Genomic DNA, 14,732 nt, shown 5'->3' with positions numbered 1-14,732 from the left:
GTCTGAGATCTGCGGGGATGCCCTTTGCAACGGTTCGGAGTCACCGACGAACTGTCCGTCGGATTGCGGGAGTGTTGCCGGGGGAGGCGGTTATTGTGGTGACGGGACCTGTCGCCCGACGAGGGGTGAGACCGCCACAACCTGCCCGACGGATTGCTCTTCTCAGCAGCAACAGCAGAGTGCTCCATCTGTTGCTACGCTTGTTAGCGGTGTTGTGCAATCGAGTGTACATTACTGCGACGCCACGGATTGTGTCTACGCCGATAATACAAGTTCCTCGACGAACGGGAGGATTTGTATCATTTCAACCTCAGGCGGGTCGCCTAACTGTATCGCCACCGGCCTGGAAAAACCGAGGGTTCCTATCTTTTCTGGTGCAAATGTCTGCTGGTCGAACAATCCCGCAGACATCACTACCTCAGGGATATTCTGTAAGGCAAGGACGGGACAGGGTTCTATTACCACCGTGTCAACGACCAGTACAGGCCCTCAAAATAATTTTTACGCCGATGAGAATAATTTCTATTGGGGTGATGGCATAGGCGGACCCAGCGGGAGGGTGCGTGGTGTCCCCTTGGGCGGTGGAAGCAAGGTAAATCTTGTGAGCAGTTTGGCCTATCCGAGGGCCTTCATGTTGAAAGGCTCAACACTGTTTTTTGCGATTAGTCCAGGCAACATCGGCGGCAATGATTCTCGAGGCCTCAAAAGTATCTCGACAGTGGGTGGGAGTCTCGCATCGATAGCAAGTGATGCGGCCGCTGGAGGGGGTGTAAAAAATATTGCCACGACGTCGGTAACCTTTTCAACAGTTAGGGGAATTGACGCCGACAACACCAATCTTTATTGGGCAGAGGGGACTGCCCTTCAAAACAATGGGGCGGTCAAATATGCCCCACTGAGTGGGGGAGGAGATGCGACGACACTTGTATCAGGCATAACCAGCATAGGGGGTGTTCAAATCCACAATGGGTACGCCTACTTTTCAGGCACCTTGAATAACACCACAGGAATTTATAGGGTTTTAACAACGGGCGGGACCCCTTCCCTTTATCATGCCGAGTCTTCAGGAATTGTCTTCAGTTCTCAGATAGTTGGAGACACGATCTATTTTGAGGTCTCGCAAGATCTTGGTGCTACTGTAGACCTGAAAAAGTTACCAATTCAATAAGGAATGCGGGGACAAAGCATAAGGTTATTCATGGGACGCGTTACTAGAAAAAGACCGTAAAAGGCACATTCAACGCCAGTACCCCCTTCTCATTCAAAAGATGCTTGGGAGGCACAGCAAACGGCGCGGACGCCTGAATGACCCGGAGGCATTCTTCATCATAGGAGGGTGATCCCGAGGACTGGTAGAGAAAAAGCCTCCGCAGGTTTCCCTGCCGGTCAATCTCAAAGGCAACCGTCGCCTGAATCGTACTGGCCATCAAACTTCCTTCAAAGAGATGACGCATGATAATCGGTTCGGGATTCCAGGTCAGTCTAAAAATCTTTTTCAATCGGACAAAATAGGAGATCTTCGGATACCGGTAGACATTCAGGTAGGTCTTCTCACCTAGCCTCACATCCGGAAAGAATTCTTCGGGCAGGACCGAGACAAGATCCTCCCCCTCCTCCGGCTGGAGAGGTCTTTTCTCACTGGGCAACGCAGCATAACGGGCCCCTTCCCCCTCCTCCTTCAGATCACGCCCGTCACTGCCCGTAAGTATCCTCCTCTGCGAGGGGGGGAGATAAGGTTTGACCGCGACCTCCTCCTTCTCTACCGAAGAGTCATACAGGCCAAGAAACCGTGCCTTCTTGGGACGCTCTTCGCGTTCGGGCCTTTCAATATCGGCAATATCGACCGCTTGAAGCACAACCTCCAGTTCCTCCGACCTCTTTTTTTCGAGAAATGCCGACGGAATGAGCAGAAAGGCGATGAGCAGATGCAGGAAGAGCGAGGCAAGAAAGGCGATCGTAATCCGGCGGTCTTGATTCTCTTCTCTCATCATTTTAAGAACGCTTGTTTCTTACAAGCGAGACGGCCAAAAATAACCCCATGACGGCGGCCGCGAGATGAGTATACCGTGATTCCGTCGTAAAGCCAACTTCTTCGAGACGAAGCCCCAGAAAGAATCCTCCCACCATCAGAATGGCATAGAGAAACCGGTGTCCCAAACGATCCAGCCGATCAGAATGGGAACGGAGGTCCAGATTGCGAATGGTCAGCTGTCCCTCATTCAAAAGGCGAAGCGTCCTGTAAATTTCATGCGGCAGACGGAGATAGGAAAGCCCGATCTCCTGTACCATCGTTACCAACGCATCGGAAAGAGCCCGATCTTTCAAGACAAACCGTTCCACATAAGGAAGGACTATTTCGACCGGATTTAACGTTGGGTCGAGGTGGGTGGTGAGCCCAACAACGAGAAGCATCGTCCTCTCCAAAAGAAGCCAATCTCGGGGCACATGAAACGAACTGATCAGGTCTTTGAAGCTGATGTTCAGCTTTTTGAGCTCCAATAACTCCTCGACATTCTGGAGATTGGCGAGGTTGAGATCCTTAAAATTTTCCACCTTGACCTGGGTCAGCCGGCCATAAAGATAATCAATGAGTTTTTCAAACGGCTCCATCCCCTCCTCGCGCGCGACAAACCCCATCTGACGCATCGCCGCCGCGAGCATTCGCGTGTCCCTTTTGATGAGCCCTTCCGCAAATTGGGTGATCCCTTTCTGCATCCCTTCCGAGATCCGGGCGAGCGCACCAAAATCAACGAGGACGATCCGTCCATCCTGCTGGATCAGCAGATTGCCCGGATGCGGATCCGCATGGTAGACGCCATCCAGAAAGATCTGTTTGCAATAGCCGTGGATGATCTTTGTCGCTATTGTGCGCGGGGCCAATCCGGCCTTTCGGAGTCCGGCCAGGTCAGAAACCTTCATCCCTTCCATAAACCGGAGTGTCAGAATTCGTGAGCTCGAGAAATCCCAGTAGACATCGGGAAACAGGAAATCCTTCTCATTTTTAAAATTGTCCCGAAGTGATTCAAGATTTTTCCCCTCATAGAGATAGTCCAGTTCCTGACAGACAACCTCGGCGATTTCCCGGTAAACGATTTTCAGACCATAATGAGGGAACAGGAGGTGGAGGAAAGAAAAAATCTTTTTCATTGTCTTGAGATCGATCCGGACGATCTCTTCGATTTCCGGATACTGCACCTTGACAGCTACCTTCGTGCCGTCCGGCAGAAAGGCAACGTGAACCTGACCGAGCGAGGCAGAGGCAATCGGCACCTTTTCAAAGCGACTAAAAATATCGTCCGGTTTTTTTCCAAACTCCTGCAGAAATCTCTCCTCGATAGCGGGATAGGGATGCGGTGGCACCGCGTCCTGAAGCCCCTCTAATCCTCTTCGAAGCTCGTCGGGCAGGAAGTTACTCATGATCGAGAGCATCTGTCCCACCTTGATATAGATCCCCTTAAGCTCGAGGATCGTCGATTCTATCCTCTTGGCATTGCGCCGATGGACTTCAAGAAGCTCGTTATCTCCCACCCACCTCCCAAAAAATCTCCGCTTTAACCCCGCCAGGCAATAGGAAATAAAGATGATGCCAAAAGTCCAATAAGCCTTTAAAAAACGGGTTCTTGAACAATTTTTGGGGGAGGTTTTTGACATAGAGTTTTAGAATGGATTTTCCTACCGATACAGTATTCCAAAAACGGAGTAAAGAGATCCTCCAGGCTGTCCTTGGAGACCGTCAGAAAAGGGGATCCGGCGGGAAGACAGTTGTGGCAAAACAAGCCCCCCTCCTGAAAGACGAAATAATATTGCTCCTCCAAGGCATGACATCTTAAACAATCCTGAAGGTAAGGGAGAACCCCCGCCAAACGAAGCAGGTGACGCTCAAAACCAGTTCGCACCGAAGAGGGCTCCTCCCCATTTTCCAGCGCAATCAGCGAGTGATGCAGAAGATGAAACTTCTGCGGCTCCGGCGATCCATCGAATGTAAAGGCCCGCATCAGTTCCATGAAATAAAGGGTAACACCGAGAGATTCTAAACTTCCATAAAGGTGCACCCAGGGGGACTCAAGCGAGGCCTCTTTGAGAAAAACGATGGAGACCCCCCGCTTGTTTTCAAGGGAGATCTTGAGAATATTGGCCGTTGTCAAAACAGATCCAAACCGGATGCGACTCTTGCGGGCCGATCGGGCCAGTCCTAACAGCCGGCCCTTTTCTAACGTAAAAAGATCACAGAGCAAGTCGTCTTCCCGATACGGCGTCGTTTTTAGAACAATCGCGTGGACTTCCTCGGAACTCATATTGTGAGACTAGCGTGTCGAGAGGTAAGCAGCAAGAATGATCAACCCAAGGGCAATCAGAAGAAAAAGGAAAAACCGGTTGCGGACCTCAACTCCACGAAATTTTTGAAAGGGATGTTCTTCGCCGCGAGAGACTGGACGAAGCGCCTCATAGCGACGCATAACCTCAACCTCCGGAATACCGACCTCGCGGCTATAGCTCTTCAGAAAACCGAGAATAAAGGCCCCTTTTGGGAGGGACTCCCATTGGTCCCCCTCCAGGCTCTCTAAAAAATGGAGATTTATCTTTGTGGAACGCGCCAAATCTTCAAGGGGCACCCCTTTCCCCTCACGCTCCTTCTTGAGATACTGTCCGAGCGATTCTATCACCTAGACCTCCAACGGTTCAAAATGGGCAAGACGCCTGAACTCTTCAATCCGCCCTCGAATTTCATCACGACCAAGCTTCTTTAAACGATTCGGTCCAAAATCTTCAACGTTAAATGAGGCCATCACACTTCCCATGATAACCCCCTTCTTGAGCGTTTCAAAATCAAGGGGGCCTGAGCGATCAAGATAACCGATGAGCCCCCCGGCAAAGGAATCCCCCGCCCCGGTTGGATCTTTCACCGCCTCCAGCGGAAGACCGGGGGCTGAAAAGATCTCACCCTTGTAAAAGAGAAGGGCCCCATACTCCCCTCGTTTAATCACCAGAATACGTGGCCCCAAACGGTTGATTGTCCGGGCCGCTTTCACAAGGGAATATTCTCCCGAGAGCTGGCGGGCCTCTTCCTCATTCAAGACCATGAGGTCAACCCGAGCCATCACCTGCTCGAGCCCCTTCCGTTCCGTTTCGATCCACAAATTCATTGTATCGAGCGAGACCGTTCTCGCCCGAACCTGCTCCAAAACCTGCATCTGGACCGCTGGATGGATGTTCCCCAAAAAGAGATGCTCCCCCTCACGACAGGAAGGGGATATTTTTGGCGTAAAACCAGCCAGGACCCCTAACTCCGTTTTCAAGGTATCACGGGTATTCATGTCATAATGATAGCGCCCCTCCCACCGAAAACTCCTTCCGGGAGCCGTTACGACATGGTCCAGATTAACACCGCGCTCCTTGAGATAATGAAGTGCCTCGCGTGGAAAATCCTCCCCCACCACACCGACGAGATGAACCGGGGCAAAATAGGAGGCCGCCGAGGCAAAATGGGTCCCCGATCCCCCCAGCATCTCATCCGCACGACCAAAAGGAGTTTCAATACAATCCAGGGCGACTGTTCCAACAACAATGACACTCATGAAAAATACCGACCTGCAATAAGTTCCAGTTTTTTCTTTGCTTCCGGTGAAATCGCCTGCCGATCGGTCAGAATCGCCGTCTTTAAGGCCTCCCCACAACCGCAATTCCGCGGGTGTTGAATTATCTTGATTGCCTCACGAATCATTTTCTTGGCGGTCTCCACATTCTTCTTAAGCACAGCAACAATCGCATCAACCGTCACATCACCATGATGCTCATGCCAACAATCGTAATCAGTAGAAAGGGCGATCGTTGCATAACAAATTTCCGCCTCGCGGGCGAGTTTTGCCTCTTGAAGGTTGGTCATCCCGATGACATCCATTCCCCATTTTCGATAGAGATTTGATTCCGACCGCGTCGAAAACTGAGGCCCTTCCATACAAAGATAGGTCCCCTTTTCATGAATGGTTGCCCCAACAGTCTTCCCTGACTGGATCAGTATCTTGCGAAGCGACGGGCAGAGAGGATCCGCAAAAGTGACGTGGGCGACAACACCCTCCGTAAAAAAGGTGGAGGGACGACCACGCGTTCTGTCAAAAAATTGGTCGACAATAACCATATCACCCGGATGAATCTCCTCCCTCATGCTTCCAACGGCAGAGACCGCAATAATCCATTCAACTCCCAGTTTCTTCATTCCCCAGATATTCGCCCTGAAATTGAGCTCTGAAGGAGAGAGACGGTGTCCACGCCCATGCCGGGAGAGAAAAACCACCTTTCTCCCTGCCATCTCACCCGCCATAAAGGCATCCGAAGGCTTTCCAAAAGGGGTCTCAAGATTGATCTCTTCAATAACCTTCAAACCCTCTATCTCATAGAGTCCACTGCCGCCGATGATACCAATTAATGGTTCTGACATAGGGACGCCTTACGTACCCTCACCCTTCTGTTTCGTCAAGATTTGAACTCCCCTCTCCCGCAAGCGGTAGAGGGCCCTCTTCACCTGTTGGAGAGGGCGTTTGAGCCGTTCAGGTCGTCACCGGTGAGGGGGTTCCCGGATTTACACACAACTGACCACACGCCCCCATAACATCCAGTCCCTTGGAATAACGGATATTCACCTGAAAATGCCGGTCAGCCAGATAATGAAAAAAGAGACCGACCTTTTCCTCTGAGGGACGTTGGAAGGGAGAAGCGGGGTACTCGTTGTAGGGGATGAGGTTAATTTTGCACGGGATATGCGAACCAATCCGGGCCAATCGCTTCGCATCCTCCAGGGAATCATTGATCCCAGCCATCATGACGTATTCAAGGGTTACCCGTCGCTTGGGCTGCAACTCCGTATATTTTTTGCAGGCCTCAATGACCCGCTCTAAAGAATATTTTTTGGTGATCGGCATCAAGTTTTGTCGCCCCTCTTCCGTAGTGGCATTTAAGGAAAGCGCCAATTTAACACCCGAGTCGTTAGCAAAGCGCTCTATTTCGGGAGCCAGACCGACCGTAGAGACTGTGATCTTTCTCTGCGAGATTCCCAGACCACGATCATCGGTCATAATCCGGATCGATGAGAGCAGATTGTCATAATTATGAAGAGGCTCCCCCATCCCCATGAGTACAATGTTGCTAATGCGGGTTCCGGGTGAAAGTTCGCGCCAAACCTCAAGAATCTGTCCGAGAATTTCACCTTGGGTCAGATTCCGGACGAGTTTCATCTCGGCCGTTTTACAGAACTTGCACCCCATCGCACATCCAACCTGACTCGAGACACAAAGGGTCAGGCGATTTTTTTGCGGCATCAGGACCGATTCAATCGAACGACCGTCCTGAAGACGAAATAGATATTTTCTCGATTGATCAACCTGGGAGTGATGACGGGCACCGACCTCGAGTCGCCCGATATAAAAATATTCCGCAAAGAGTGCCCGAGTCTCCACGGCAATGTTTGTCATCTCCTCAAAAGAGACAACCTTCTTGGAATAAAGCCACTGGTAAACCTGCGGGGGAACATACCTCTTGAGCTCCCTCTCCGAACACCAGGAAGAGAGTCGATCCAAGGTCAGATCCAGTATGTTCTGGCGCATGGGGACCTACTTAGATCATCTGTACAAAACATTTCAAGGGACTGTTGAAAAATGGCATTTTTCAACAGTCCCTTCAAGGGGGAAAGGGAGCTTCTGATTCCTGTTGATTTTCAATGATTCTGCTCGATATACGCAAGGGATCGAGTAAGGAACGAGGCGGCGGGATTTGCTCCGCACCTAGAAACGGGGACGTAGCTCAGCTGGGAGAGCGCTTGCATGGCATGCAAGAGGTCGGGGGTTCGATCCCCCCCGTCTCCACATATTATCGCGACAATTTCTATAGCGAAAATTTAAATCCTGCGCGGGGAGATGGGAAATAATTTTTTTTGTTACCTCTTCCATTATCAGTGGGGCGAGCCATAAAGATTGCTCAATTTACTCTCAACATTGCAAAGTTGGCTAGGAGAATTTTGGCAAAAAAATCCACTCAAGCAATGATTTTTCCGAACCAGAGTTCCTCCAGAAAGATATTTCAGGGCAAGATCCGAATACCGCCGGCCAATCGAGGCGAGGCATCCAGTGAGACCATGATCGCCTGGTTGACTTTATATTCCTCCTTGAATGCTTGAGGCCCGTTTGTCTTGCGGCGATGAATGGTCCGGAGATCCGAAGCATTGGCAGAGGAGGGTCGGTGGCTACGGGGATTCCGCCAAGAAACCCCGCGGTCTTGCCGCGGGGAGCTTCATCCTGGACCAGGGGATGGGGCCAAGGTTGGATTCCAGGACCAGAGAAATGGAGTTAAATATCACATTTAAGTGGAACAATATGTGTATTTTATCACATAATTCACCGTTAACCATTGACAAGGGGGCAAAAATGGTACATCAGTTAAGGGTATGAAACGGGATGCCTATCAAAGGCTCGTCGCATGGAAGATCTCGGAGCGGCGAAAACCGCTACTCCTTAAAGGAGCCAGGCAAACTGGAAAAACCTACCTTCTCATGGAATTTGGGAAAAAAGAGTATGGTCAAGTCCACTATTTTAATTTCGAGGAGGTTCCAAGACTCGGCCAATTCTTTGAAAAAAACCTGGATCCCCGAAGAATCCTTAATGATCTTGAAATTTATTCGAAGAGCAAAATCCGCCCCGAGCAGGATCTCGTTATTTTTGACGAGATCCAGACGTCGAACGCCGCACTCAATTCGCTCAAATATTTCCAGGAGCAGGCTCCGGAATATCACCTCGCTTGTGCCGGTTCCCTGCTCGGTGTGAAACTCTCCACACCGAGATCTTTTCCCGTCGGGAAGGTGAATTTTCTCGATCTCCGTCCACTGACTTTTCTTGAGTTTCTTGAAGCCGTCGGGGAATCGCGCTACCGAATGGTTTTAGAAGAGACCGAAAAACTTGTTCCTTATGCCGAACCTTTTCACCAGGAACTCATTGACCTCCTCCATCAGTATTATTTCGTGGGGGGAATGCCCGAGGCGGTGAAATGTTACGCTGAGAAACGGGATCCCTTCGAGGTCCGTCAAATTCAACGCGAGGTGATCGATTCGTATATCCTGGATTTCGCCAAACACGCGCCGGCTTCGGATATTCCAAAGCTCACCCTGATTTGGGATTCCCTCCTGTCCCATTTGGCTCGAGAGCATCGAAAATTTATCTTTTCAGCGCTCAAGAAAGGAGCTCGAGCCAGGGAGTATGAGAATGCGCTAGTCTGGCTTAAGGATGCGGGGCTGATTCACCGGGCAAGTGCGGTCCAGAAAAGTCAATTTCCCCTCAAGCATTATGCCGACCAAAACTGTTTTAAGGTCTACATGCTCGATGTCGGGCTTTTGGGGGCGATGGCCCGAACTCCGACCACGGTCCTCGTCGAACGTTACCGACTCTTTGAAGAATACAAAGGGGCCTTGGCGGAAAACTATGTGGCCCAACAGCTCATTGCCTTTTTGGGAATGGAGGAACTTTATTACTGGAGGAGTGAGGGAGGAAAGGCGGAAATTGATTTTTTGATTGAGCTCGAAGATCGGATCTATCCTCTCGAAGTCAAATCAGGGATCCGCCCGCGAAGCCGGAGCCTCAGCTCCTACGCGGATCAATTTTCTCCCGATTCACTCCTTCGACTGAACCTTTTGAATCTCAAACGAGACTCCCAGACCTGCAACTTCCCACTCTATGCCGTTTCGCTGCTCACAAAACCGTGGAGCCAATCGGCAGTGTGAAATAAAACTCGACCCCCTTTTCGCCGTCGCTCGTAACCCCTATCCCCCCCTCCGTGCTGTTCGATGATCTCCTTGCAGATGGCGAGCCCCAAGCCGGTCCCCTTGTAAGTCCGGGCTATGCCCGAGCCCTTAATCCCCTCGAATGAGATTCTCGAAAAGTTATTGATCTGTTAGATGATGTCACCATTCCAAAGGACCTCCAGAAAGTTTTTCCAGGGAACTATATGGACCTCTTTTCCTTCCGGGGTTGTAATCAGCCGTTGTCTTTTTTCCAAGCAGACGACATAAGCCTTTTTAACGGGTGATTCGTCAAGGAACACTCTTAATCCCTTGATATCGTCCGGTTTGATACGATCAGAAATCTTGGCCTCGATAGTGACCTCATCTTTATTGAGAACAAAATCCACTTCATGGCCACTACCGGTGCGCCAATAATGAAGGTCAAAATCCTTTTCGGTGTAGGAACGGTAGGTATTGATCTCATGGAAGAGATACCCCTCGAAACTTAAACCGGCCTGGGGCCCTTTCAGCTGGTTCAAGGATGTTTTGGACAGAAAGTTGACGACGCCAGGGTCGAAAAAATAGAATTTGGGAGTCGCCGAGAGGCTCTTTCTTCCATTTTTCTTCTGAAGGGGTTGGAGGAAGGAGGCGATGTAAGTATCTTTTAATATTTCAAAATATTCTTTTACCGTTTTGGCATCGACACCACAGTCGCTGGCGATGTTCTTGTAGTGCACGAGTTGACCGTGTGAAAAGGCGGCGGCCTCCAGAAATTTCGCGAAGGCGGCCAGATTTCGGCTCAAACCTTCCGCCCTGATTTCTTCGGTCAAGTAATCATTGACATAAGCCCTCAGAGCCTTTTCCGGATACTCGGTCTGATAATGGGATGGTAAGAGCCCTTGCTGAAGGGCTTTCAGGAGATTGAAATCGGGAATTTCGGGGAACACGAGGGGGTGCATGTCAAAGCGCCAGGCACGGCCGCCCAAAAGATTGGCCTTCTCCCTTTTCAGTTTTCGCGCACTGGAACCGCAGAGGATGAAACTTAATTTTTTATTCTCAATCAGCCAATGAACCTCGTCAAGAAGTAGGGGAATTTTTTGGACCTCGTCAAGAATGATCGGTTGCTCGGACGGTGAGATTTTTTTCTCTAATAATTCTTCTCGTAAACGATGCGGTTCCTTCATGAAGTTAAGATAAAGGTCCGACTGGAGAAAATCATATTTCAGCGACTTGGGAAAATGAGACTCTAAATAAGTTGATTTGCCGGTCTGGCGGGCCCCCCAAAGAAACGCGGACTGTCCCCGAGGGAGTCGAATTATAAGCCTTCGATCATACATAAAAGGAATTAACTCCTTTAAAATCCAATTTAAAAGGAGTGTACTCCATTGTCAATGCTTAAATCAAACGTGGGTGCCAAATCATTTGTTTCCTTGATGGGGATCGAACGGCGCCGAGCCTGCAAGGCACCCCGAGGAGCCGCGACGCAGGCGTACTTGAGGGTACGTCGAGGAGCCGGTGACGAGGGGAACGCAGCAGATGGCATTTTTCAACAGTCTCATAACTCTCTTTATCGGCAAAGACCGATGGTAGGGTAGCTGTCCACCCTGCCTTTTTGATCTACAACAATAAGCGAGACCCCGAAAAACCTTGAAATCAGCCTCTCCACTCCCCTTCTCCCAACCATGAATCCTGCAGTAGACAACGGATCGGTATCAAAACAGGTGTCGCCAATAACGGTAACACTCAAAAAATCAGGGTTTTCGATAGGCCCCTTTAATCGGGGGTCAAAGAGATGTCTCCCCCTTTCATAAAGACCGGAGGTAGAGGCCGCCTGGTCCTGGAGATCCAATGAACAGAGGATACGATCGCTCAAAGGGTCCCTAATGCCAATTCTCCAAACACCATGGGCCATTAAATCCCCCCCTGCATTAACAAGGTGGCTAGAAAATCCATTCTCATTCAGAAACTCACTCATTCGATCTACAATGTAGCCCTTTGCTATTCCCGAGACGCCAATTTTTATGCCACGCCGATCAATTAAAACGGTCGAACGATCTTGATTGATCTGCAAATCGCGAAAAGAGGCCGCACGATTTCTGGAAGCAAAAGTGACATCAAAGGCCCCTTCGGTTCGAAGCGAAACTTGTTCCGCCAACAACAGAATTTTCAACAGGTGAGGTCGAATAAACACCTCTTCTTTTATCTTCACGCTGTTTAAATGAAACGTGTCACTCGAAGGGACAAATTCGCTCACCTCATTTTCAATTTCACGGGCCAGTTGAAAGGCATCATCCATCACATGAAACGCCTTTTCTTTTCTGCCGGAAGGGGCCCGAACGGTAATAACAACAGGAACATCTCCCATTAAAATTTGTGTTCTCGAAAATTCGGCGGCTGACGCTAATGAACAAAAAAAAATTAATATAAGATTAGCTCTTCGCATTATTGGGGGGAAGGGAGGGAGATCTCCAGGTCTCATAAAGAACACGAGTCGCCATGACGCAAAAGGATCCCAAAAGGGCGATCCCTGAAAGATAAAGCCCGAAGACAGAATATGGGGAAACATCACGAATCAACCAGGGAGTACAAATACCTGCAAGACTGCCGATAAAAGCAACGAGAATCCAAAAGACCTTCTTTCCCTCCGAAATTCCGGTAAAGAGGAAGAGTAATGAGACAAGGGCGATAACCACGGGTTGACTAAAACTATGGACATGGGCCACGGAAATCAGTGTGGCCGTGCTCTGCGGAGGATAGAGTTCGGAATCACCATCAACACCCCGAAAATGCCTGACAGTCTTTTGCTGATTAAAATCGGTACGATTGCCTATCTGAAGGAGGGAGACAAAATACCCAACGGACAATGCAAAGAGCAAACAGGTAATGAGTGTTTTGGCCGAGAGCGGAAGCACAGAGAGTCTCATCATCTCTTCTCCTTTCCATAAAGGATCTCCCATAAAGCAAGGGCCCTCCGGACCCCTCTGGAGACAGCCCGTGCTGAAAGTGTCGCTCCTGTAATTCCCTGGATATCCCTCCCCACGATCAAGGGGCTCTCCGGACGTTTCTCACGGTACTGTTTCAGAAAATTCTTGTGTCTTACCTCACTCCCGATTGGTTCCCTGTAGGCAAGAACTTCGACCTCTTTTACCTTGCCATCCGGTGTAAGCGCCGTCAAAAAGGTAATCGGCTCTGTTTTTCCGACCTCCTGGTCGACAAGGGCATAGCCATCAATCTTTCCCCCACTTCTGGCAATAAAAAAGTTCCAGGTCTCTTTGCGAAGTGGTTCACCCAGTTTCTTTTTCAACTCAAGCTTTTGCGGGGCGGTTAGTATTGTGGAATCCGAAACAACTTCCTCGGAATCCCTGAAAATGATCTGAAGCGCCTCTTCGGGCCTTAAATAAACAGTCGGCTCGGCAAAAAGAGACGTCGTCACTAAACCAACAAGTAATAGATAAACAGCTCTAGTGAAGAACTGCTTCACTCTCTTCTCCCCTCAATCCCTTTGCAATCATTTCTCGGCTCATTCTGACAAGACCCAACATCAAATGCGGCAGGTCTTGTCGGGGAATATGCAGGGTCACCGGTCCGTAGACAATATGAATCGCATTGGAACCGCAGAGTTGAAGGCTCCACCGGCGGTGATGTTTTTCATGGTTTGTATCCATCGTTTTTCCTCCCATTTAATACATGAATCCAACTCCAAGATTAAACTGATCCGTTCCACCATTCGCCTGACTCCAATTGAGCATATAATCAGCCTTAAAGACTACCTGGGGAATCGGAAGGTAGGCGAGACCCGTCGTAACGGTATTACGATCATTCGCTGCACTGGAAGCAAATCCGGTCGGCATCCGATACTGGGTATTAAAATCTTCGAAACGGCTAAAGAGAACGAGATCCTGTCTGATTTCCGGTTTTAGATGATAGAAAAGATGATAAGCCCCCTCGAGATACCACCCCATCATTTGGGATGCGACAAAATTGGTAAAGGTCGGCGTGGCCACTACTAGGGTGGTGTTGATATTACCGGCATCTGATAGATGGCTCCAGACAAAGAGCCCTTCCAGATCAAAACCCTCAAGACTGTATTTGGCATCCCCCTCACCTATGAGAAGAAGACCTCCGTCGATCGTGGCGTCCCCTTGCCCCGTATTACCAGCGAAGAGAGATGTCCCTAAACGAAAACCGGGAAGCCCGACGTATTCCAAACGACCAGAGCCTGCAAAGTCACGTCCGATCTGCTCTCCCACATGTCCCCGTCCACCGCGAACGCCATTGCTCCCATTGAATCCGGAGGCGTTCAGGCTGGAGGTTCCGTACAACTGATAGTGAAGTCCGTCAGTGATCTCTCCGTAGATCCCAGCCCCTCCCTCTTGCCAGGTCGTGGGAATAATAACGCGATAAACCTCCGGCCTCTCAACACTGTAGAAGAGAGGCGGTTCATGATGCTGATTGATCACCCCCATCGGGACCAAAAGGCTTCCAAACCGAAGATTGAGATGAGGGCTCCTTAGATAATCAACATGAGCAAATTCCAATTCAGGCTCGGTAAACGCGTGTTCAAAATCGAGCTCCGTCCGAAAGTTCCATTTGTCGGTAAAGTCATATCCAAACCCCAAAACCATGCGGTGAAAGTCGAACTGATCACCACCATCCCCCACTCGATTGTTGTAGTGAAGTTCTCCGTAACCAAAGAAATAAAAAGGGGCCTTTTGTTCAGCTCCCTCCTCTTCTCCCAAGGGTATTTTAATTTTTGGGGTCGAATAAGAGAGAGAGGAACCTCCCAACAGCAGTCCCAACACCAACAGGGCCGTCTTGGCAAAAACCACGTTTTTCATAGCGATGAACCTCCTTTTAAGATATTGATAATCATTCTCAATTTCATTTCTGTAGAGAGGTGTAGGGGGAACGGGGAGCCCTGTCAACAATTTTTATTTGATTTTATTTTTATCCGCCTCCGCCAGAAAACCAT

General features: G+C 49.7%; 15 protein-coding genes and 1 tRNA gene. 3 read left to right on the top strand and 13 right to left on the bottom strand.

Annotation, left to right across the window (positions count from 1 at the left end; genetic code table 11):
• The coding region (locus tag HYT77_09800; protein MBI2068290.1) for a hypothetical protein at window positions 1–1,168 on the top strand (1,168 nt) is incomplete at its 5' end.
• Window positions 1,169–1,211: 43 nt separating this feature from the next.
• On the opposite strand, the gene HYT77_09795 is transcribed toward HYT77_09800, so the two are convergent.
• The 7 genes from HYT77_09795 to rlmN all read right to left on the bottom strand — a co-directional run bounded on the left by HYT77_09795 (window position 1,212) and on the right by rlmN (window position 7,598).
• On the bottom strand, window positions 1,212–1,991 hold the full coding sequence (locus HYT77_09795; GenBank protein MBI2068289.1) for a TonB family protein: 780 nt from the start codon (window positions 1,989–1,991) through the stop codon (window positions 1,212–1,214).
• A 1-nt stretch (window position 1,992) separates the two neighbouring features.
• Entirely contained in the window at window positions 1,993–3,528 is a 1,536-nt protein-coding gene (locus HYT77_09790; GenBank protein MBI2068288.1) for an AarF/ABC1/UbiB kinase family protein, read from the bottom strand.
• Window positions 3,529–3,605: 77 nt separating this feature from the next.
• Window positions 3,606–4,295 carry a DNA repair protein RecO gene (recO, locus tag HYT77_09785; protein ID MBI2068287.1) on the bottom strand — a complete coding sequence of 230 codons (690 nt, stop codon included), beginning with the start codon at window positions 4,293–4,295 and terminating at the stop codon, window positions 3,606–3,608.
• Between the two features lie 9 nt (window positions 4,296–4,304).
• Complete coding sequence (locus tag HYT77_09780; protein MBI2068286.1) at window positions 4,305–4,664, bottom strand: helix-turn-helix domain-containing protein; 360 nt, start codon at window positions 4,662–4,664, stop codon at window positions 4,305–4,307.
• Complete coding sequence (locus tag HYT77_09775; protein MBI2068285.1) at window positions 4,665–5,576, bottom strand: sugar kinase; 912 nt, start codon at window positions 5,574–5,576, stop codon at window positions 4,665–4,667.
• Window positions 5,573–6,436, bottom strand: coding sequence for an S-methyl-5'-thioadenosine phosphorylase (gene mtnP / locus HYT77_09770; protein ID MBI2068284.1), 864 nt, complete (start codon window positions 6,434–6,436; stop codon window positions 5,573–5,575). Before mtnP ends, HYT77_09775 begins: the two co-directional genes overlap by 4 nt.
• Before the next feature lie 109 nt (window positions 6,437–6,545).
• Entirely contained in the window at window positions 6,546–7,598 is a 1,053-nt protein-coding gene (rlmN, locus tag HYT77_09765; protein ID MBI2068283.1) for a 23S rRNA (adenine(2503)-C(2))-methyltransferase RlmN, read from the bottom strand.
• A gap of 185 nt (window positions 7,599–7,783) precedes the next feature.
• Between rlmN and HYT77_09760 the strand changes: the two genes are divergently transcribed.
• Together HYT77_09760 and HYT77_09755 are read left to right on the top strand one after the other, a co-directional pair.
• Window positions 7,784–7,856: transfer RNA gene (locus tag HYT77_09760), tRNA-Ala, on the top strand.
• Window positions 7,857–8,434: 578 nt separating this feature from the next.
• Window positions 8,435–9,760 carry an ATP-binding protein gene (locus HYT77_09755; GenBank protein ID MBI2068282.1) on the top strand — a complete coding sequence of 442 codons (1,326 nt, stop codon included), beginning with the start codon at window positions 8,435–8,437 and terminating at the stop codon, window positions 9,758–9,760.
• 170 nt (window positions 9,761–9,930) lie between these two features.
• Here the strand turns inward: HYT77_09755 and HYT77_09750 are convergent, their stop codons facing one another.
• The 6 genes from HYT77_09750 to HYT77_09725 all read right to left on the bottom strand — a co-directional run bounded on the left by HYT77_09750 (window position 9,931) and on the right by HYT77_09725 (window position 14,598).
• On the bottom strand, window positions 9,931–11,097 hold the full coding sequence (locus HYT77_09750) for an ATP-binding protein (protein ID MBI2068281.1): 1,167 nt from the start codon (window positions 11,095–11,097) through the stop codon (window positions 9,931–9,933).
• Between the two features lie 230 nt (window positions 11,098–11,327).
• Complete coding sequence (locus HYT77_09745; GenBank protein ID MBI2068280.1) at window positions 11,328–12,125, bottom strand: FAD:protein FMN transferase; 798 nt, start codon at window positions 12,123–12,125, stop codon at window positions 11,328–11,330.
• A gap of 64 nt (window positions 12,126–12,189) precedes the next feature.
• Window positions 12,190–12,687, bottom strand: coding sequence for a hypothetical protein (locus HYT77_09740; protein ID MBI2068279.1), 498 nt, complete (start codon window positions 12,685–12,687; stop codon window positions 12,190–12,192).
• Complete coding sequence (locus tag HYT77_09735; protein ID MBI2068278.1) at window positions 12,684–13,241, bottom strand: FMN-binding protein; 558 nt, start codon at window positions 13,239–13,241, stop codon at window positions 12,684–12,686. Before HYT77_09735 ends, HYT77_09740 begins: the two co-directional genes overlap by 4 nt.
• Window positions 13,222–13,425 carry a hypothetical protein gene (locus HYT77_09730; protein ID MBI2068277.1) on the bottom strand — a complete coding sequence of 68 codons (204 nt, stop codon included), beginning with the start codon at window positions 13,423–13,425 and terminating at the stop codon, window positions 13,222–13,224. Before HYT77_09730 ends, HYT77_09735 begins: the two co-directional genes overlap by 20 nt.
• A gap of 15 nt (window positions 13,426–13,440) precedes the next feature.
• Window positions 13,441–14,598 carry a hypothetical protein gene (locus tag HYT77_09725; protein MBI2068276.1) on the bottom strand — a complete coding sequence of 386 codons (1,158 nt, stop codon included), beginning with the start codon at window positions 14,596–14,598 and terminating at the stop codon, window positions 13,441–13,443.
• Between the last annotated feature and the right edge of the window lie 134 nt (window positions 14,599–14,732).

The organism is Deltaproteobacteria bacterium (genome assembly GCA_016180855.1).
In the GTDB taxonomy this organism is placed as follows: Bacteria; UBA10199; UBA10199; order JACPAL01; family JACPAL01; genus JACPAL01.
This window is presented reverse-complemented; position numbering and strand designations above follow the sequence as displayed.